This is a genomic window from Falsiroseomonas sp. RANM36, assembly GCF_056682175.1.
The window spans coordinates 296,848-315,864 of sequence record NZ_JBWXTD010000002.1; the positions used below are offsets into that span (position 1 = coordinate 296,848).

Genomic DNA, 19,017 nt, shown 5'->3' on the forward strand with positions numbered 1-19,017 from the left:
GCCGAGGCCGCGAACGCGGCCCGCGCCCACACCATCCGCGCGACAGGCGCAACAGTGCTTGACGCGAAGCCAAGCGGCCGGAGGCCGCTCCCGGCGCATGGGGGCACCAATCACGGGTACTGCAGCACCACCTCGCGCCCGACCTCGTCGGCCTGCGCTTCCGCCCGCGCGCGCCAGGCGCGCATCAGCGGGCTGTCCATCTGGGCGGCGATGAAGGCCATCGAGTCCGGCGCGAGTTCCACGCCGTAGGTGACGTAGCGGCTGCACATCGGCGCCATCACGGCATCGGCGAAGCAGAATTCCGCGCCGAGCAGATAGGGCCCGCCATGCCGCGCCACGGCGTCGCGCCAGATCGCCTCCAGCCGCTCCGTGCCGGCGCGCACACCGGGCCGGTTCATCAGCTTCACGTTGGAGGGCAGCCCGTCCTTCACCGGCCAGCGCTTGATCAGGTTCATCGGCAGGCCGTTGCGCACCTCGTCGAAATGGCCGTGCAGCTCGGCGGCGATGCAGCGGGCATGGGCGCGCTTCGCCGCATCGCGCGGCCAGATCGCGCAGGAGGGGTCGCGCTCCCACAGCCATTCGGCGATGGCGAAGCTGTCCCAGAGCACCGTGCCATCCGGCAGGTGCAGCGCCGGCACGCGGCCCGAGGGGCTGATCGCGCGCAGCTTCGCCGGGCTGTCGGGGCGGGAGAGGAAGATCGTGCGCTCCTCCGCCTCCAGCCCGCCGAGGCGGCAGGCCATCCACCCGACCACCGACTAGGAGGAGGACCAGGCGCTTCCCAGATGCAGCACGGGCTTGCTCACGCGCGGGGCCTCCATCGGCGTCGCCGCGGATGTTGCGCCGCAGCGTGGGGGATGTGCAACATGAGCGCCAGCCGAGGAGAGATGCCGCATGACGACGCGCCGGACCCTGTTCGCCACCGCCGCCCTGGCGGTCGCCACGCCTTCCCTGCTGCGCGCGCAGGGTGCCTTCCCGACCCGACCGATCCGCTGCGTCGTGCCCTGGCCGCCGGGCGGCGCCACCGGCAACATCGCGCGCATCGTCGGCGACGCGATGATGCCCGCGCTTGGTCAGCCGGTGGTGATGGATCACCGCGCCGGCGCGGGCGGTGCGATCGGATCGGAGAATGTCGCGAAGTCGCCGCCCGACGGCTATGCGGTGCTGATCGCCGGCGCCGGCACCTTCTTCCGCCCGGTGATCGAGCGGAACGTGCCCTTCGACCCGGACAAGGATTTCAGCTTCGTCGGGCTGATCGGGCAGGGGCCCTTCGCGCTGGTGGTGCGCAACGGCCTGCCCGCGACGGCCGCCGCGTTCGTCGCGCATGCCAAGGCCAATCCGGGCAAGCTCAACTACGCCTCCGCCGGGCAGGGCTCGACCAGCCACCTGACGACCGAGGCCTTCAACATGGCCGCCGGCATCCAGGCGACGCATGTGCCCTATCGCGGCTCGGCGCCGGCGATGACCGACCTGGTGGCGGGCCGCGTAGACTTCTTCTTCGAGCCATTCAGTTCCGTGCAGGAGCATGTGGCGGCCGGGCGCATCCAGATCCTCGGCGTCTCCACGCCGACGCGCGCGCCGCAGGCGCCGGATGTGCCGACGCTCGCCGAGGCCGGGCTGCCCGGCTTCTCCATCGCGCCCTGGTGGGGGATCGTGGCGCCCGCCGGCGTGCCGGCTCCGATCCTGGAGCGGCTGGCAGCGGCGCAGCGCGACGCGCTTGCGCAGCCCGCGGTGGTTGCTGCGCTCGCCAACCAGGGCTGCACCGCCGCCTTCATCGGGACGCGCGAGTTCGAGCGCTTCGTGCGCGACGAGAACACGAAATGGACGCGCGTGATCGAGGCCGCCGGGCTGCGCGTGAGCTAGCCTGCGCATCATGCGCGGCACCGTGCTGGCGGTGGACCTCGGCGGGTCCAGCCTGCGGGTCGCGCTGATCGGCGGCGAGGGTGCGATCCGCGCGCTGCATGTCGAGCCGCATCGCAGCGCGGCGGAGGCCGCGCCGGAAGATTGGTGGCGGGGCGTGCTCGCCGGTGCGGCGGCCTTGCGCGAGGCGGACGCCGCAGGCTTCGCTGCGCTCCGCGCCGTTGCCGTCAGCGCCTTCACGCGCAGCCTGGTGCTGCTGGATGCCGCGGGCGCCGCGCTGCGGCCGGCGATCCTCTGGGGCGACACCCGGGCGGAGGCGGTGCTGCCGGATCTGCGCGCGTGCCTGCCGGCGACGCATCCGGAGGCGGCGCAGGTCAACGCCTTCCACCCTCTGGCACGGCTGCATTGGCTTGCACGGACCGAGCCCGCGCTGCTGGCGCGCGCGGTCGCCGCCATCGAGCCAAAGGATTTCCTGAACCTTCGGCTGACGGGCGCAGTCGCCTCGGACGTGATCTCCTCGGCGCGGCTCGCCGCCTCGGCCGATCTGTTCGCGCCGGCGGGCGTGCCGTCGCTGCTGCCGCTGCTGCATCGCCCCGCACAGGTGATGGGGCATGTGCAGGCGGGGCTGCCCGCGCCCCTGGAGGCGCTCGGCGGGCTGCCGGTGATGGCGATGGCGCATGACACCTGGGCGGCGGTGCTGGGCCTCGGCGCGCTGCGCGCCGGCTGCGCCTATTGCATCTCCGGCACCACCGAGGTGCTGGGGCTTCTGCATGATGCGCCCGCATCCGCGCCCGGGTTGCTGACGGTGGATTGGGACGGGCTTTGGCAGCTCGGCGGCCCGAGCCAGCATGGCGCGGACCTGCTCGCCTGGCTCGATGCGATGGGCGTGGCGGCGGCGGACCCCCCGCCCGGCGATCCGCTGCCGCTGCTGTTCCTGCCGACGCTCGCCGGGGAGCGCGTGCCGCATTGGGACGCCGCTCTGCGCGGCGCCTTCCTTGGCCTGACGCGCGCGCATGGTGCGGCCGAGATGCGGCGCGCGGTGATGCAGGGCGTGGCGCTGAACAACCGCACGGTGCTGGCGCGCGCGGAAGACGCGACCGGCCGCGTGGCGGAGGAACTGCGCCTCGGCGGCGGCGGCGCGACGCCGGGTTGGGCGCAGCTGCGCGCGGATGTGCTGGGCCGGCGGGTGGTGCTGACGGAGGGGCGCGAGCCCGGGCTTCTGGGCTGCGCGGTCGCGGCCTTCGCGGCGGTGGAGGGCGCGTCGCTGGAGGCGATGCAGGCCGCGCTGGTCCGTACCGCGGCGCGGTTCCTGCCCGATCCACGGCGGCATGCGATGGCGACGCGGCTGCACGCGCTGTTCGCGCAGGCGGAGGCGGCGGTGGCGCCGGTCTCCCGGGCGCTGGCGGGCTTTTCCTAGGGCGCTGGCTGGGGAAAGCTTGGGCAATGCGCGCGGCGAAGACGGGACAGGCATGATGGGCGGCATCCTCGCCCGCTACGGCACCGCGCTGGCCGGCGTCGCCCTCTTCGCCGTCTTCGCGCTGTCGTCCCCGGTTTTCCTCACGCCCGACAACATCGCGCTGATCCTGAAGGAGACCGCCTTCCTCGGCATCCTGGCGATCGGCTTCACGCTGGCGCTCGTCACCGCCGAGATCGACCTTTCCGTCGCCGAGGTCGCCTCGCTCGCCGCCGTGATCACCGGCGCGCTGGTGCATGGCGGCACCGATCCCTGGATCGCGGTGGCCGCGGGGCTTGCGGTCGGCACGCTCTGCGGTGCGGCGAACGGCGTCGCGGTCACGGTGCTGAACGTGCCGTCGCTGATCGCAACCCTCGGCGTCGCGGCCATCGCCAAGGGGCTTTCCTTCATGCTGACGCAGGGCGTGGCCTTCGTCGGTCGCTGGCCGGCGTCCTTCACCGGCCTGGCGCGCGGCACGCTGCTCGGCGTGCCGAACCTGATCTGGTGGCTGGCGGCGACCGGCTTCGCCGCCTGGCTGCTGGTGAAGTGGACGCGGACGGGCGCGCATCTGGTCGCGACCGGGGAGGCGGACGAGGCCGCGCGGCTGGCCGGCATCCGCACGCGCGCGATGAAGCGCCTGGCGCTGACGCTGGCCGGCGCCTGCGCGGGGCTGACGGCGGTGCTGCTGGCCTCGTCCCTGTCCTCGGCCGCGCCGGCGATGGCGAACGACCATTTCCTCTACGCCATCGCCGCCGTGCTGCTCGGGATGAGCATGTTCGAGCCGGGGCGGCCGAACATCCCCGGCACGCTCTTCGCAGCCTTCACCCTGAAGGTGCTGGGCAACGGCCTGGTCCTGCTGGGCGCCGAATACTATTGGCAGGACATCGTGCTCGGCACGATCATCCTGGTGTCCGTGGCGCTGTCCGCGAGCGGGACGGGCAAGGCGCCCTTCGTCAAGAAGCTGAACTTTCGGAGATAGGGAGAGGACGATGCAGGAGATCACGAAGCGCGGCCTGGTGCTCGGCGGTGCCGCGCTGGCCGCCACCCTGGCGCGGCCGGCGCTGGCGCAGGCGATGGACGTCGCGATCATCGGCTTCCAGATGAGCAGCGAGACGCATGCCCGCGCGGCCAATGCCGCCGCGGCCGCCGCGCGCGCCAAGGGCTGGACCGCGACGGTGCTCAACAGCGAGGGATCGCTGCCGCGCCATGCCGAGCAGCTGGACACGCTGATCGGTCGGCGGCCGAAGGCGATCATCGTCTGCATGGGCAAGCCGGTGGAGGCGGAGGCGCAGTTCCAGCGCGCCAAGGCGGCCAACGTGCCGGTCGTCACCATCATGTCCGGCGCGTCCAACGACACGCTGTTCGATATCCAGGTCAACGAATACAAGGTGGGCGCCGAGGCGGCGCTGTGGCTGCTGGGCGAGCTCGGCTACCAGGGCAACATCCTGACGCAGCGCTTCGAGGGCAATGTCGGCACGCGCATCCGCGGCAAGGTGCTGGACGTGGTGCTGAGCGAGAACACCGGCGTGCGCGTGCTGGGCAGCCACACCATGGCGCGCACGGCAAGCTGGCGCGACGATGTCCGCCAGGGCTTCCAGGCGCTGCTGCTGCGCCATGGCGCGCAGACCCAGGGCATCTGGGCGAGCTTCGACGGCCAGGCCTTCGTCATCGACGACCTGCTGAAGGCGCGCGGCGCGAAGAAGGGCCAGATCAAGCTCGTCTCGATCGACGGCGGCGCCGAGACCTATCGCCGCATCGCCGACCCCGAGAGCACGCTGATGGCCACCGTGACCATCCCCTTCGAGGAGATGGGGACGAGGGCCGTGGACGCGGTGGAGCGCATCGTGGTGAAGGGCGAGCCGAAGGGCGCGGTCACCAGCGGGCCGTATCTGTTCATGGATGCGGCGTTGGTGGATGGGAACAACGTGCGGCGGTTCTTGTGATGCGCCCGGCGCTTCCCCCCACCCCGACCCTCCCCCGCAAGCGGGAGAGGGAGAGGTCGCGCAACCGGCTCCCTCTCCCGCGAAGCGGGGGAGGGTCGGGGTGGGGGTCTTCACGCCGGTGACTGCACTCCTCTCCCTGCGCGGCATCGGCATGTCGTACGGCGCGGTGACGGCGCTGCGCGACGTGGACCTCGACATCGCCGCGGGCGAGGTGGTGGCGCTGTGCGGCGACAACGGTGCCGGAAAATCCTCGCTGGTGAAGATCCTGGCCGGCGCGCAAGCACCCACCGCCGGCAGCATCGCGCTGGACGGAACGGACGAACGATTCCGCGATCCGCAGGATGCGCTGCGGAAGGGCATCGCGACGATCTACCAGGACCTCGCCGTCGCGCCGCGGCTCTCGATCTGGCAGAATGTCTTTCTCGGGTCGGAACTCACGCGCCCGCCCTTCGGGCTGCTCGACAAGCGCCGCATGGCGGAGATGAGCCGCGGCTTCCTCGCGCGGCTCGCGGTGGACATCGCGGACATGGAGACGCCGGTGGAGCGGCTTTCCGGCGGGCAGCGCCAGGCCGTCGCGATCTGCCGCGCGCTGCGCTGGGACGCGCGCATCATCATCATGGACGAGCCGACCGCGGCGCTCGGCGTGAAGGAGACGGCGCAGGTGCTGGAGCTGATCCGGCGCCTGCATGCGGAAAGGCACACGGTCATCCTCGTCAGCCACGCGATGCAGGACGTGGTCGCGGTGGCGGATCGCGTGGTGATCCTGCGCGGCGGCCGGAAGGTGGAAGACCGGCCGGTCGCGGGGCTGACCGCGGGCGACCTCGCCGCGCTGATCATGCAGCGCGCGGCCTGACGGAGGTTTTTGACGGCATGCCCAGGATCGTCACCATCGGCGCGGCGCAGATGGGCCCGATCGCGCGCAGCGAATCCCGCCCGCAGGTGGTGGAGCGGCTGATCGCGCTGCTGCGCCAGGGCGCGGCCGCGGGCTGCGAGCTGGTCGTGTTCCCGGAAGCCACGCTCACCGCCTTCTTCCCGCATTGGTGGATCGAGGACGCGGCGGAGCTGGATGCCTGGTTCGAGCGGGAGATGCCCTCCAACGAGACGGCGCCGCTGTTCAACGAGGCGCGTCGCCTCGGGATCGGCTTCCACCTCGGATACTGCGAACTGGTCGAGGAGGAGGGGCGGATGCGCCGCTTCAATACCGCGATCCTGGTCGGCAAGGACGGGGAGGTGATCGGCAAGTATCGCAAGATCCACCTGCCGGGCCATGCGGAGCACGAGCCCTGGAGGCCGTTCCAGAACCTCGAGAAGCGGTATTTCGAGGTCGGCAATCTCGGCTGGCCGGTGTGGCGCGCCTTCGGCGGCGTGACGGGCATGATGATCTGCAACGATCGCCGCTGGCCGGAAGCCTGGCGCGTGCTCGGCCTGCAGGGCGCGGAGCTGGTGCTGCTGGGCTACAACACGCCGCGGCACGACCCGACGACGCCGCAGCACGACCGTCTCGCGGAGTTCCACAACCACCTCTCGATGCAGGCCGGCGCCTACCAGAATGGCTGCTGGGTGGTGGGCGTGGCGAAGGCGGGCGTGGAGGAAGGCATCGAGCAGATCGGCGGGTCCTGCATCATCGCGCCCACCGGCGAGATCGTGGCGCAGGCGATCACGGCGGGCGACGAGCTGGTGACGGCGCGCTGCGACCTGGATGCTGCGAACCCGATCAAGCGCAACATCTTCAACTTCGCCCGCCACCGGCGGCCGGAGCATTACCGCATGATCGTGGAGCGCATTGCGGCCGAGCCGCCGGCGTGACACTGCTCCCTCCCCCGCAGTGCGGGGGCTTGCGGCATTGCCGCGAGGCCGAAGGCTGGTCGGGGTGGGGGCTGCGCGCCCTTGGCCTCAATACCCCGCCTTCGCCTCCACCTCGAAGCCGCGCTTCGCGATCAGCATGGTGCGGTCGAACTCGCAGACCAGCCTGCCATCCTGGTTGAAGCCGCGCGTGCGGATGGTCACCACGCCCGCATTCGGGCGCGACTTGCTCTCCCGCTTGTCCAGCACCTCGCTCTCGGCGGAGAGCGTGTCGCCGGCGAAGAGCGGGTAGGTGAGCTTGATCTCCTTCCAGCCGAGATTGGCGATCGCCTTCTGCGACACGTCGGAGACGCTCATCCCCACCATCAGCGCGACGGTGAAGGGCGAGCAGATGATGCAGCGGCCGAACTCGGAATGCTTCGCGTATTCTGCGTCGAAATGCATCGGGTGCTGGTTCATCGTCAGCAGCGTGAACCAGGTGTTCTCCGTCTCGGTGATGGTGCGGTTGGGGCGGTGCTCGTAGATGTGGCCGGGCTCGAAATCCTCGAAGTAGCGGCCGAAGGTCTCGCGGAAGCGGCCGGGCGCGACTTCCTTGTGGGTCTGGACCAAGGCGTCCCCCTCTCGATTTGTCCGGACAAATCCGTGCCGCCGGCCGCAGGCGGCGTCAAGTGCGGCGGCGCAGCCGGCGATAGGCGGGCGCGACCAGCACCGGCATGACGAAGAGCGCAAGCTGCGCGGCCGCGACGATCAGGCCGATGTCGCTCTCCCCGGGATCGCCCAGCGCCGCCAGCAGCAGCACCATGTTGCGCGTGCCGGTGACCAGGCCGGCGGAGAGCGCGCCCCCCCGCGGTGCGCGCACGAACACGACGAAGCCGAGCGCCTGCAGCGCGAGGTTGAGCCCAAGCGCGAAGGCCAGCATGCCGAGGAAGCCGAGCGGACGGGCCGCCAGCGCATCCCCCACGCCGTCCATGCAGGGGATTGCCGAGGCAGTCACCAGCACCACGATCCAGGTGTCGAGCGCCGGTGCCGCCGCGCGCAGCGCAGGCCTGCCGGCGAGCCGGATCGCGAGCCCCGCCAGCGCGAAGCTACCGAAGACGAGGATGGCCAGGCGCTGCGCCATCGCCCAGGGATCCACCTGCGCCGAGACGCCCATGAAGGCCGCGACCATGGGCAGCCAGGCCGGCGCCAGCGCGTTGGAGGGGATCGCCACCACCGTCAGCAGCGCGGCATCGGCGCCGAGCAGGATGGCGAAGACCGCCGCCGACATGACGGAGGGCGTGGCCGCGATCAGCACCGCAGCGGCCAGGAACGGGCTGGCGGAGGGCAGCAGCGGCGCCAGCAGCAGATGCACGAGCACCGGCACGCCGAAGGTGACCCAGGCGAGCACGAGCAGCGCCAAACGCGGCCGCCGGAGCACGCCGGCGAGCGCCGCCGGCTCCACCCGCAGCAGGGCGAGCGTCATCACCGCCAACGAGATCCAGAGCAGCCAGGGCCGCAGCGCAGCGGCGAGCGGCGGCATTGCAATGCCGGCCAGAGCCCCCGCCGCGATCAGCGCCATGCCATGGCGCCGGATCAGCGCGCTCATCCGCGCGTGGAATGCGGCAGGAAGGTCACGATTTCCGGGAACAGCGTGATCAGCGCGGTGAAGACCATCATGATGGCGCAGAAGGGCCAGGCCCAGGCGGCGATGCGGAAGATGCCGTCGCGCGTGAGGCCCTGGATGACGAAGAGGTTGAAGCCCACGGGCGGCGTGATCTGCGCCATCTCGATGGTGATAATCAGGAAGACGCCGAACCACACCGGATCGAAGCCGGCCGCCACCGCCAGCGGCAGCGTGACCGGCAGCGTCATCACGATCGCCGAAAGTCCGTCCAGCACGCAGCCCAGCAGCAGGTAGAACAGCAGCAGCACGGCGATCAGCATGAAGGGATGCAGGCCCCAGGACTGGATCTCGTTCGCCACCTCGGCCGGCAGGCCGAGCCGCGCCATGGCCTTCGACAGGAACAGCGCGCCGACCAGGATCAGCCCGATCATCGAGCAGGTCTTCACCGTGCCGAGCAGCGCCTGCCACAGCCCGCGCAAGGTCAGCGTGCGCTGGCCCACCGCGACGAGCAGGGCGCCCAGCACGCCGATCGCCGCGGCTTCCGTGATGCTGGCGAAGCCGAAATAGAGGCTGCCCATCACGAAGCCGATGAGGAAGACGATCGGCACAAGGTTCGCCAGGGAGCGGATGGCTTCGGCGCGCGGGATCGGCGGTTCCTGCGGCGGCACAAGGGACGGGTCGCGCCACGCGCGGAAGGCGATCCAGCCCATGAACATCGCCGCCAGCAGCAGGCCGGGCACCAGGCCCGCGATGAACAGCTCGAGGATCGAGACATCCGCCACCACGCCATAGACGATCAGCGGGATGGAGGGCGGGATGAGGAAGCCGAGCGTTCCTGCCCCCGCCAGCGATCCCACCGCCAGCCGCCGGTCGTAGCCGCGCGCCAGCAATTCCTGCAGCGTGATGCGCCCGACCGTCGCGGTGGTCGCCGCGCTGCTGCCGGAGACGGCGGCGAAGAGCGTGCAGCCCAGCACGTTCACATGCACCAGCCGCCCGGGCAGCCGCCGCGTCCAGGGCGAGAGGCCGCGGAACAGGTTCTCCGACAGGCGCGTGTGGAACAGCAGCTCGCCCATCAGGATGAAGAGCGGCAGGGTGATCAGCTCCACCGCCGTGGAGCTCGACCAGATGTCGCCGGCCAGGAAGCGGTCCACCCGCATGTCGCGGAAGGTCTCGAGCGCGACGACGCCGATGGACATCAGCGCCACGCCCACCCAGACGCCGCCCGCCAGCGTGACGACGAGCATGCCGAGGACGAGGGTGAGCGGCCCGGTCATTCGGCGCCACCGCCATAGCCGGCGCCGAGGTCCGGCTTCAGGCCGAGCAGCAGCCGCAGCAGCCGCGCGACGAAGGCCAGCAGCAGCAGCGTGATCCCCACCGTCAGGAAGGCCTGCGGGATCCAGAGCGGCGTGCCCATCGGGTAGTAGGAGGTCGAGCCGAAATCCACGGTGCGCAGCAATTGCTGCCACAGCGCCCAGGTCGCGAAGCCGAGGATGCCGATGGCGAAGGCCGTGCCGGCCATGTCCAGCAGTCGCGCGACTGCTGGCGGCATTCCCTGCAGCAGGATCGCGACGCGGATATGCCCGCCCTGCCGCAGCGTCCAGCCGGCGCCGCAGAACAGGATGAAGCATTGCAGGTAGGTGGCGTATTCCACCGCCCAGGGCTGCGACCAGCCGAGGAAGGAGGTCGCGATCACCTCCGTGATCAGGATCAGCGCCAGCAGCGCCGCGGAGACGGCGGCGACGGTGGCGCCAGCGGCGCAGAGCAGGTCGATGCCGCGCAGCAGCGCCGCCAGTGGGGGCGGCGCGCCGCGCGCGTCATCGGCTGCCTTCACGCGCGGCCGACGCGCTGGCGGAACTGCTGGATGATCGGGCCGGCCGGCGCATTCGCCCTGGCGAAGTCGTCCGCCATGGTTGCGGTCGCCTGCCGCAGGGCCTGCAGCAGGGCGGGGGCGGGCTGTTCCACCGTCATGCCGTTCTGCTTCAGCTCATTCATGCGCAGGTCGTGCTCGCCCTTGGAGACGTTCCAGAACTCCGGCTCCATGCGCTTGGCGATCTGCATGATGGTGTCGCGGGTGGCCTGGGGCAGGCGGCTCCAGCTGTCCCTGTTCACCACCATCAGGTTCGACGCCCAGAGATGGTTGGTGATGTAGGTGTGCTTCAGGAACTCCCAGTAGCGCTGCGCGACGGCGGTGGTGCCGCTGGTCATCACCGCATCCACGCGGCCGGACGCAAGGGCGGGCACGACGTCGGGGTTGGTCAGCTGCTGCGGCACCATGCCGAGGCGCGTCACCATCTCCGCCGTCACGCGGTCGTAGGTGCGCATGCGGATGCCGCGCAGGTCGGCCGCCGTCTCGATCGGCTTCTTGAAATACATGCACTGCATCGGCCAGGGCACGACGTAGAGCACCACGTTGTTCCGCCGCTCCAGCTCGCGCTCCCAGATCGGGCGGACGAGGGAGTGCATGGTCGCAAGCTCGTCGTAGTTGGCGATGAGGAAGGGGATGCTCTCGATCCCGAGCATCGGCACGTCGCCGACATTCTGGAAGCCGGCCATCTCCGCCATGGGCACCACGCTGTCGCCGACGGCGCGCACCGTCTCGTTCGCGCGGACGCCGAGCGAGCCGCCGGCATGGACGGTCATCTGCACCGCGCCGTTCGTCGCATCCCGCACGGCGGCGGCGAAGCGGCCGGCATTGACGGTGTGGAATTCCGAAGGGCCCCAGGGGATGGACACATCCCAGCGCGTCGGCGCCTGCGCGCTTGCCTTGCCGCCGATGATGCCGGCGAGGCCGAGACCGCCCGCCGCCTGCATGAGGTCGCGCCGCTTCATCACTCCGTCCTCCAGGATCTCCCTGCCGCGACCTAACCATGCGGCCCTGGCGCTGACAACACTTGTTCGGACAAATCCGGCACCCGGCTGGCGCCGGCCGGCGGCAGCCGGATAGGCTGCGCGTGCGGCAGGCGGAGGCCCCCACCATGGACGAGGCGCAACGGCATTTCGGCGGCACCATCGGCCAGGTGCCGGAGAGCGTCGCGCTGCTGCAGCGCCATGCGCCGGAGGCCTTCGCGGCCTATCTCGCGGCACGCGAGGCGGCCTATCGCCCACCCCCGGAGGGGCATCTGCCGCTGGCGCAGAAGGAGCTGGTGTTCATCGTGCTGGATGTCGTCGCCGGCCATGTGGAGGGCGCCGTCGCGCATGCCGAGGCAGGGCTGCGCGCGGGGCTCACGCCCGGCCAGATCATGGAGGCGCTGTCCATCGCCATCCTGATCCACGGCCACCAATGCTGGGCGCGGGCCGGCGCGGCGGTGATGAAGCGCGTCGAGGACCTGGCGGCGTGACCGGCCTGGTGCGGCTGCTGCGCGAAGGAGCGGTTGCGACGCTGCTGCTGGACCAGCCCGCGCGCCGCAACGCCATGACGCGCGCGATGTGGCAGGCGCTGCCGGCGCTGGTCGCCGAGGCCGCCGCGGACGATTCGGTAGCGCTGCTGCGGGTGGAGGGCGCCGGCGGGCATTTCTGCGGCGGCGCCGACATCAGCGAATTCGCAGAGACCTATGCGACGGCGGAGGCGACGGCGCAGGCGAATGCGGAGATCGGCGCGGCCGCGGCGGCGCTCGCGGCGTTTCCGAAGCCTGCCGTGGCGGTGACACGCGGCGCCTGCGTCGGCGGCGGCGTCGCGCTCGCGCTGGCCTGCGACCTGCGCTTCGCGGCGGCGGATGCGCGCTTCGCGGTGACGCCGGCGAAGCTCGGGCTGATCTACAGCCAGGCCGACACCACACGGCTGATGCGCGCGGTCGGCGCGGCGCGGGCGAAGGAACTGCTGTTCACCGCGCGGCTGGTGGAGGCAGCGGAGGCGCTGCGCATCGGCCTGGTCGAGGAGGTCTGCGCGGTGGAGGAGTTGGAGGGCTTCGTGGCGCAGCGCCTTGCGCCCGTCACCGCCGGATCGCGCCCCGCGCTGCGGGCCATCAAGGCGATGGCGAACGCCATCGAGGATGGTGCGGCATGGGAGTCGGCCGGGCTGCGCCGGATGTTCGACGCGGCCTTCGCCGGCGCCGACTTCCGCGAGGGCTACGACGCGTTTCTCGCCAAGCGCGCCCCGGTGTTCAGGGCGCGCTGAGCGCCTCCGCCACGCCGACCAGCAGGGCCTCGGCGTGGGCGCGGCCGACGAGTTGGACGGAGGCGGGCAGGTCTTCCGCCGGCCAGGGGATCGCGATGGCCGGCAGGCCGGCGATGTTGGCGAGCGCGGTGAAATCTGCCTGGTCCGGCGGCGCGGGCGCGCCAAAGGCGAAGGCGCGCTGCGGCGCTGTGGGCATCAGCAACAGGTCGCAGGCATCGAGGGCGCGCAGTGCGCCCGCCCGCACCTCCGCCAGGCGGAACATCGCGCGCGCTAGCCGCACCGTGCCGGCGTCGCGGCCGTATTGCAGCGCGGCGCGGAAGCCGGGCGTTGTCGCGCTGGCGTCTGCGATCAGCGCCGCGTGCAGCGTGGCGGCCTCGGCTTCGATCAGCAACAGGCCGGCGCGGCGTGCGGCGCCGGGCTCCCAGCCTTTGACAGCCACGGGTTCAACGATCGCGCCGGCATCGCGCAGTCGCTGCGCGGCCGCGTCCCATGCGGCGCGGATCGCCGGTTCCATGGGCGAGGCGAGGATAGGTTCGGGCAGGCCGATCCGCAGGCCCGCGATGCGCGGCGCGGATGCCGGCACGGCATGCCAGCCGGGCGGGGCGGGACGACTGGCGGCATCGGCGGGGTCGTCGGAGACCATCGCCTCAAGCCCGCGCGCGGCGAGGCGCGGGGTGCGCGCGAGCATCCCGACATGGTCGAAGGCCGGCGAGAGCGGCACGACCCCGCTGCGCGAGACGAGGCCCGACGTCGGCTTCAGCCCGACCACACCGCAATAGGCGGCGGGAATGCGCACGCTGCCCATCGTGTCCGTGCCGATGGCGAGATCCGCGAGGCCGGCCGCGATGGCCGCACCCGATCCGCCCGACGATCCGCCGGGCGTGAAGCCGTGGCGCAGCGGGTTGTGGCAGAGCCGCGGGACATCCGTGATGGCGCCGAGCGCGCCTTCATGCATCGCGACCTTGCCGAGGATTCTTGTGCCCGCCGCCCGTAGCCCGGCGACGCAGGGCGCGTCCCGCGTGGCCAGGCGCGCCGTGTGGGCGGCGAAGCCGGCCGTGGTCGGCATGCCGGCGACGTCCACATTGTCCTTCACGGCCAGGGCCAGGCCGGCGAGCGGCCCGTCTGTCGCCGGCTGCGGCGCGTAGTGCCAGAAGATACCCCAGCGATCGTCCATCACTTGCGCTCGTCCAGCAGGCGGATGGGCTTCTGGCGGCTTTCCACCTGGGTCAGCGCGGCGAGGCTGCCGGGCGCTTCCAGCGCGACCGCCACCTCCACGCCGAGGCGCGTCTTCAGGACCGCCTCGAGCGTCTCGCGCAGGCCGTCCGCGCGCTCGCCGCGCACTTCGAGATGCGCCGTCATCGCGTCGCGCGTGCCGTCGCGCCGCACGCGGCAGATGAACTCGCCGGTCGCGGCCTCGCAATGCTCGACCAGCAGGGCGCCGATGCCGGTGGGGAACAGGTTGATGCCGCGCAGCTTCACCATGTTGTCGCTGCGGCCGAGGAAGCCGCGGATGCGCCGAAAGGGAATGCCGAGGGGGCTGTCGCCGGCAACTTCCTCCGTCACGTCATGCGTGTTGAAGCGGATGATCGGGAAGATGTCGTCCTTGAACAGGCAGGTGCAGATCATGTCGCCGAGGCGGCCGCGTTCCACCGGCAGGCCGGTGTCGGGGTCCGCGATCTCGAGCGCATGCGCATCCTCCATCACATGCATCCCCGTGCGGTCCGGGAACTCGCCGGCGATGATGCCGGTGTCGCCCACGCCGTACCAGTCATACACCGCGGCGCCACCCCAGGCGGCGGAGAGGCTCGCCTGGCTCTCGCTGCCGAGATGGGCGCAGATCAGGCGGATGGGGATGTCGCGACTGGGGACGAAGCCTTCCTCCCGCGCCACTTCGGAAAGCCGCTTGATGTAGTCGGCGAAGCCGATGAGGCAGGTGGCGCCGAACTCCTTCATGATGAAGACCTGCTGGGCGCTGCGCGTCTCGGTGCCGGTGCCCGCTGACATGAAGCGCGCGCCGACCCAGTGCTGCACCGTCTCCCGCACATAGTGGCCGCCATTGATCAGGCCGTGGCCGTAGACGCTGTGCACGACGTCGTCGCGCGTCATGCCGGCGGCCAGGTAGAGGCGTGCGAGCAGCCGGTTCTGCACCTCGCGGCTTTTCGGGCCGAACAGCAGGGGCTGCGGCTTGCCGGTGGTGCCGCTGGTGGTGTGGAAGATGATCTGCGGGCGGCGTTCCGGCGGATGCGCATCCTGGCCGTGGAAGTCGCCGATCGGCGGGTATTCCGCCACGCTCGCCATGATGTCGGCCTTGTCGTAGCTCGGCAGCTTCGGCAGGTCGTCGAGCCCGCTTATGTCGCCCGGCTCGATGCCCTTCGCGCCCCAGAGGCGCCGGTAGAACGGCACCTTCCAGGCGAATTCCATCACCTTGCGGAAGTCGCGCTCCTGCCGGGCACGCAACGCATCGCGCGAGAGGCCGCGCAGCGCGCCGGGGAAGTCGGGGCCGATCGGGTAGTCGCGCCGCAGGCCCTCGGGGTCCATCGCGGTGACGTAGTCGAAGACGGCCATGCGCGGCTCCGGTCAGGGCAGGAGGTCGTTCAGGCGGATGGCGGGCGCGTCGTCCAGCAGGGCGAAAGCGGCCGCGATCACCGCCTCCGCACGCTGCGCATCCACGCCGGCGCTGTCCATCAGCATGCGCGCCTTGGCGAGGATGGCGTCTTCCGCCAGCGGGTTCTCGGGATCGCCGAGCGCATCCGCGACGCTCTCGCGCAGCACCGTGCCATCTTCCAGGCGCAGCGTGACGGCCGCGCCGAAATGCGCCGGATAGGCGCCGGTGAAGGCGGGCGCCTCGCGCACCGTGACGCGAGCGCGGAGGGCGACGATGTCGGCGCGCTCCAGCGCCGGCGGATCGAAGGCGGCGAGCGGCGGCGAGCCGTCCAGCAGACACACCGCCACGGCATGCTGCAGCGAGAATTTTGCGGCGACCGTGTCGCGCGGCGAGGGGCGGTCGCAGAAGGCCAGTGCGTCGGCATAGCTCTCGACGGTGATGCCGGCGACGGCACGGCCCATCAGCTTCGGGCGCAGCGCCAGCGCCGCGTCGATGGTCGGATGCGCGTGGCGGCAGGCGGGCCAGGGCTTGAAGCTGGTTGCGTGAACGAGCCAGGGCGCATCGGGCTCGGCCAGCACGCGCTCCGGCCGCGCATCGGGCGCCAGCCCGGCGAACACGCCCTGCGGGCCTTCCAGGATCTGGCGCGGGCCGGTCAGGCCGAGCGCGGCAAGCTCCGCCGCTTCCAGGCCCATCACGGCAGCGCGGGCGGTGTGCAGTTGCTTGGTCATCACCGGCTCGTGCCGGCATTGCCACACGCCGCCAGCCTGCGTGCCGGCGTTGCCGAGCGCCCAGGCGGTCGCCGCGGCATCGAGTTGCAGCAGCGACGCGCCGGCAGCGGCCGCGCCGAAGGGTCCGATGGTCGCGGTCGGATGGAAGCGCGCGTAATGCGCGGCACCCATGGCGCGGCCGATGCGGATCTCGGCCTCGTAGCCGCGCAGGATGGCGTCGAGCAGCGCCAGGCCGCCGGCAGCGCGCTCCGCGGCGAGAGCAAGGCAAGCGGGCATGATCACCGGGCCGGGATGCAGGATCGCCTCGCGATGGACGTCGTCCATCTCCAGCACGTTGCCGAAGGCACCGTTGGCAAAGGCGGCCTCGCGCGCGGTGGTGCGGCCACCACGGATCACGCGCGCGGAACCCGCGGGCTGCGCGGCGGCGTGGCGGCGGAAGACAGCGCCCGTGTCGCTTACGGCGCCGGCCGCCGCGCAGCCGATCCAGTCCAGCAGATGCAGCACCGCGCGCCTGCGGTCCGCCGGCGCGATGGGCCGCGCCAGCAGCGCGACGAGGCCTTCGGTGAGCGAGGCCTCAGCCATCGGCCAGGCGCTTGCGCGCCGCGGCGATCGCCTCCGCCGTGTGCTCGCCGAGCCGGGGCAGCTTCGGGTTCAGCGCGCCGGGTTCGTCGCGGAACTTGATCGGCAGGCCGAGATGCAGGTTGCCCTCCTCGTCGCGCACCAGCATCCGCCGCGCCAGGCTGTGCGGCTGGTGCAGCGCCTCGCGCAGGTCGAGCACAGGCGCGAAGCAGACGTCACGGCCGGCGAACCAGGCCTCCCATTCGTCGCGGGTCTTCGTCGCGAAGGTCTCGCGCAGGAAGGCTTCCGTGGGCTTGTGCGCCGGGCCAGGCGGGCCGGAGGCCGACTGGATCAGGTCGGCACGGCCGAGCGCATGCAGCAGGGTTTCGACGAATTTGTGCTCGCTGCCGCCGAGCACGACCCACTTGCCGTCCTGCGTCGCGTAGATGTTGTAGAAGGCACCGCCGCCCCACTGGCGCTCCTCCTTCACGCGCGGCGGCCGGTCCTCGGCGAAGACGGCGCCGGTTGCGTTGGGCAGCCAGGAGAGCGTGGCGTCGAACATCGCCATGTCGATCACGTCGCCGCGCCCGGTCGTCTCGCGGCGATACAGCGCCATCAGGATCGCCGAAAGCGCGAGCAGGGAGGCGGTGACGTCGGCCAGCGGGACGTTCGGATGCGTCGGGTTGCCGTCCTGGCCGAGGCTGATCGAGACCGTGCCGGCCAGCGCCTCCACCGCCAGGTCATGCGCGGGGCGGTCGCGCAGCGGGCCGTCCTGGCCGAAGGCCGAGATCGAGCAATAGACCAGCCGCGGGTTCAGCGCGGTCATCGCCGCCGCACCGATGCCGAGGCGATCGGCGACGCCGGGGCGGAAGGATTCCAGCATGACGTCGCAGCTGCGCGCGAGATCGTGCAGCGCCGCGAGATCGGTGGGATCCTTGAGGTTCAGGACAATGGACTTCTTGCCGCGATGGGTGTTGCGGAACCACACGCTCTCGCCATTGGCGCGCAGCCCGATGTTGCGCACCGGCTCGCCCGCGGGCGGCTCCACCTTGATCACCTCGGCGCCGTGATCGGCCATGACCGTGGTGAGATACGGTCCCGGCAGGAACAGCGAGAGGTCGAGGACGCGGACGCCTTGCAGCTTCATACCGGGTTCCGCGCGATCAGCTGCTTCGCGATGATGATGCGCTGCATCTCGTTCGTGCCTTCGCCGATGCACATCAGCGGCGCGTCGCGGTAGTAGCGCTCCACGTGGTACTCCTTCGAGTACCCGTAGCCGCCATGGATGCGCATCGCCTCCATGCTGTTTTCCACCGCGGCTTCGCTCGCGAAATACTTCGCCATGCCCGCTTCCATGTCGCAGCGCTCGCCCTTGTCGTAGGCGCGCGCGGCGTCGTAGGTCAGCAGTCGCGCCGCCTGCAGCCGCGTCGCCATCTCGCCGAGCTTCAGCTGGATCGCCTGGTGCTCGCAGATCGGCTTGCCCATGGTGCGGCGGATCTGGCTGTAGCGCACGGAATCCTTGAGCGCCGCGGAGGCCAGGCCGCAGCCGCGCGCGGCGACGTTGATGCGCCCGAGCTCCAGGCCCGACAGAGCGGCCTGCAGACCCTTGCCCTCGCCGCCGATCAGGTTCTCGGCCGGCACGGCGTAATCCTCGAAGACGAGCTCGGCGCTGTCGATGCCCTTGTAGCCCAGCTTCTCGAGCTTGCGGCCGACGCGGAAGCCGGGCCCCTTCGGGGCGAGAATCATGGACATGCCCTTGTGGCGCGGCTCCGCCTGCGGGTCGGTCTTCACCAGCAGGGCGAAGCAGGTGCCCTCGATGCCGTTGCTGATCCAGGTCTTGGTCCCGTTGATCACATAGCCTTCGTTGCTGCGGCGTGCGCGCGTGCGGATCGCCTGCAGGTCGGTGCCGCAGTCGGGCTCGGTCAATGCCAGGCCGCCGCGGATCTCGCCGGCGGCGAATTTCGGCAGCCACGTCGCCTTCTGCTCCTCCGTCCCCATGCGGGTGACGATGGCGGCCATGATGAGGTGGCTGTTGAAGATGCCGGAGAGCGACATCCAGGTCTCGGCGATCTTCTCGACGATCTTCGCATAGGTCGTGGCGGACAGGCCGAGGCCGCCATACTCGACCGGGATGGTCGCGCCGAACAGGCCGAGTTCCTTCATCTGCGCGACCATCTCATGCGGGTATTCGTCCGCATGCTCCAGCCGCAGCACATGCGGCCGCACGTCGCGCTCCAGCCATTTCTCGATGGCGTCGAGAAGGGCGTCGTCCTCCTCGGACTGGCGGGCGATGTTCACGTCCATGGCGGCCTCAAGCGGCATTTGTCCGGACAAATTAGCGCGCCCCGATGCA

19 protein-coding genes are annotated in these 19,017 nt (G+C 71.3%); 8 read left to right on the forward strand and 11 right to left on the reverse strand.

Annotated elements, in window-relative coordinates; all coding sequences use genetic code 11:
• Positions 1-110 precede the first annotated feature (110 nt).
• The gene (locus tag AC1MIR_RS02345) at positions 111-740 is read right to left on the reverse strand and encodes a glutathione S-transferase N-terminal domain-containing protein (RefSeq protein WP_480026577.1); all 630 of its coding nucleotides are present in this window, start codon (positions 738-740) and stop codon (positions 111-113) included.
• Between the two features lie 151 nt (positions 741-891).
• On the opposite strand from AC1MIR_RS02345, the gene AC1MIR_RS02350 reads away from it, so the two are divergent.
• The 6 genes from AC1MIR_RS02350 to AC1MIR_RS02375 all read left to right on the forward strand — a co-directional run bounded on the left by AC1MIR_RS02350 (position 892) and on the right by AC1MIR_RS02375 (position 7,059).
• Complete coding sequence (locus AC1MIR_RS02350; RefSeq protein WP_480026578.1) at positions 892-1,860, forward strand: Bug family tripartite tricarboxylate transporter substrate binding protein; 969 nt, start codon at positions 892-894, stop codon at positions 1,858-1,860.
• A 10-nt stretch (positions 1,861-1,870) separates the two neighbouring features.
• Positions 1,871-3,274, forward strand: coding sequence for a xylulokinase (locus AC1MIR_RS02355; RefSeq protein WP_480026579.1), 1,404 nt, complete (start codon positions 1,871-1,873; stop codon positions 3,272-3,274).
• Between the two features lie 52 nt (positions 3,275-3,326).
• Entirely contained in the window at positions 3,327-4,289 is a 963-nt protein-coding gene (locus tag AC1MIR_RS02360; protein ID WP_480026580.1) for an ABC transporter permease, read from the forward strand.
• Positions 4,290-4,299: 10 nt separating this feature from the next.
• Positions 4,300-5,253 (forward strand): sugar ABC transporter substrate-binding protein, encoded by a 954-nt coding sequence (locus AC1MIR_RS02365; protein ID WP_480026581.1) that lies wholly within the window; start codon positions 4,300-4,302, stop codon positions 5,251-5,253.
• Between the two features lie 100 nt (positions 5,254-5,353).
• On the forward strand, positions 5,354-6,106 hold the full coding sequence (locus tag AC1MIR_RS02370; RefSeq protein ID WP_480026582.1) for an ATP-binding cassette domain-containing protein: 753 nt from the start codon (positions 5,354-5,356) through the stop codon (positions 6,104-6,106).
• A 17-nt stretch (positions 6,107-6,123) separates the two neighbouring features.
• Positions 6,124-7,059, forward strand: coding sequence for an N-carbamoyl-D-amino-acid hydrolase (locus AC1MIR_RS02375; RefSeq protein ID WP_480026583.1), 936 nt, complete (start codon positions 6,124-6,126; stop codon positions 7,057-7,059).
• Positions 7,060-7,146: 87 nt separating this feature from the next.
• On the opposite strand, the gene AC1MIR_RS02380 is transcribed toward AC1MIR_RS02375, so the two are convergent.
• Genes AC1MIR_RS02380 through AC1MIR_RS02400 form a run of 5 tightly spaced genes read right to left on the reverse strand, consistent with a single transcriptional unit; the run spans position 7,147 to position 11,488 of the window.
• Positions 7,147-7,665, reverse strand: a complete 519-nt coding sequence (locus AC1MIR_RS02380; RefSeq protein ID WP_480026584.1) for a MaoC family dehydratase — start codon at positions 7,663-7,665, stop codon at positions 7,147-7,149.
• A gap of 55 nt (positions 7,666-7,720) precedes the next feature.
• Positions 7,721-8,641, reverse strand: a complete 921-nt coding sequence (locus AC1MIR_RS02385) for a hypothetical protein (RefSeq protein WP_480026585.1) — start codon at positions 8,639-8,641, stop codon at positions 7,721-7,723.
• The gene (locus AC1MIR_RS02390; protein ID WP_480026586.1) at positions 8,638-9,933 is read right to left on the reverse strand and encodes a TRAP transporter large permease; all 1,296 of its coding nucleotides are present in this window, start codon (positions 9,931-9,933) and stop codon (positions 8,638-8,640) included. Before AC1MIR_RS02390 ends, AC1MIR_RS02385 begins: the two co-directional genes overlap by 4 nt.
• Positions 9,930-10,490: a TRAP transporter small permease subunit gene (locus AC1MIR_RS02395; RefSeq protein ID WP_480026587.1), complete on the reverse strand. Its 561-nt coding sequence runs from the start codon at positions 10,488-10,490 to the stop codon at positions 9,930-9,932. Before AC1MIR_RS02395 ends, AC1MIR_RS02390 begins: the two co-directional genes overlap by 4 nt.
• Complete coding sequence (locus tag AC1MIR_RS02400) at positions 10,487-11,488, reverse strand: TRAP transporter substrate-binding protein (protein ID WP_480026588.1); 1,002 nt, start codon at positions 11,486-11,488, stop codon at positions 10,487-10,489. Before AC1MIR_RS02400 ends, AC1MIR_RS02395 begins: the two co-directional genes overlap by 4 nt.
• 146 nt (positions 11,489-11,634) lie before the next feature.
• Here AC1MIR_RS02400 and AC1MIR_RS02405 point away from each other — a divergent pair, with 146 nt between their 5' ends.
• Positions 11,635-11,997, forward strand: coding sequence for a carboxymuconolactone decarboxylase family protein (locus AC1MIR_RS02405; protein WP_480026589.1), 363 nt, complete (start codon positions 11,635-11,637; stop codon positions 11,995-11,997).
• Positions 11,994-12,773 carry an enoyl-CoA hydratase-related protein gene (locus AC1MIR_RS02410; RefSeq protein ID WP_480026590.1) on the forward strand — a complete coding sequence of 260 codons (780 nt, stop codon included), beginning with the start codon at positions 11,994-11,996 and terminating at the stop codon, positions 12,771-12,773. The genes AC1MIR_RS02405 and AC1MIR_RS02410 overlap by 4 nt, the downstream gene beginning before the upstream one ends.
• On the opposite strand, the gene AC1MIR_RS02415 is transcribed toward AC1MIR_RS02410, so the two are convergent.
• The 5 genes from AC1MIR_RS02415 to AC1MIR_RS02435 are packed head-to-tail and all read right to left on the reverse strand — an operon-like array spanning position 12,760 to position 18,968.
• Positions 12,760-13,947 (reverse strand): amidase, encoded by a 1,188-nt coding sequence (locus AC1MIR_RS02415; RefSeq protein WP_480026591.1) that lies wholly within the window; start codon positions 13,945-13,947, stop codon positions 12,760-12,762. The genes AC1MIR_RS02410 and AC1MIR_RS02415 overlap by 14 nt on opposite strands.
• Positions 13,947-15,338, reverse strand: coding sequence for a phenylacetate--CoA ligase family protein (locus tag AC1MIR_RS02420; protein ID WP_480026592.1), 1,392 nt, complete (start codon positions 15,336-15,338; stop codon positions 13,947-13,949). Before AC1MIR_RS02420 ends, AC1MIR_RS02415 begins: the two co-directional genes overlap by 1 nt.
• Before the next feature lie 12 nt (positions 15,339-15,350).
• Positions 15,351-16,688 (reverse strand): MmgE/PrpD family protein, encoded by a 1,338-nt coding sequence (locus AC1MIR_RS02425; protein WP_480026593.1) that lies wholly within the window; start codon positions 16,686-16,688, stop codon positions 15,351-15,353.
• Positions 16,681-17,811, reverse strand: a complete 1,131-nt coding sequence (locus AC1MIR_RS02430; protein ID WP_480026594.1) for a CaiB/BaiF CoA transferase family protein — start codon at positions 17,809-17,811, stop codon at positions 16,681-16,683. Before AC1MIR_RS02430 ends, AC1MIR_RS02425 begins: the two co-directional genes overlap by 8 nt.
• On the reverse strand, positions 17,808-18,968 hold the full coding sequence (locus tag AC1MIR_RS02435; protein ID WP_480026595.1) for an acyl-CoA dehydrogenase family protein: 1,161 nt from the start codon (positions 18,966-18,968) through the stop codon (positions 17,808-17,810). The genes AC1MIR_RS02430 and AC1MIR_RS02435 overlap by 4 nt, the downstream gene beginning before the upstream one ends.
• Between the last annotated feature and the right edge of the window lie 49 nt (positions 18,969-19,017).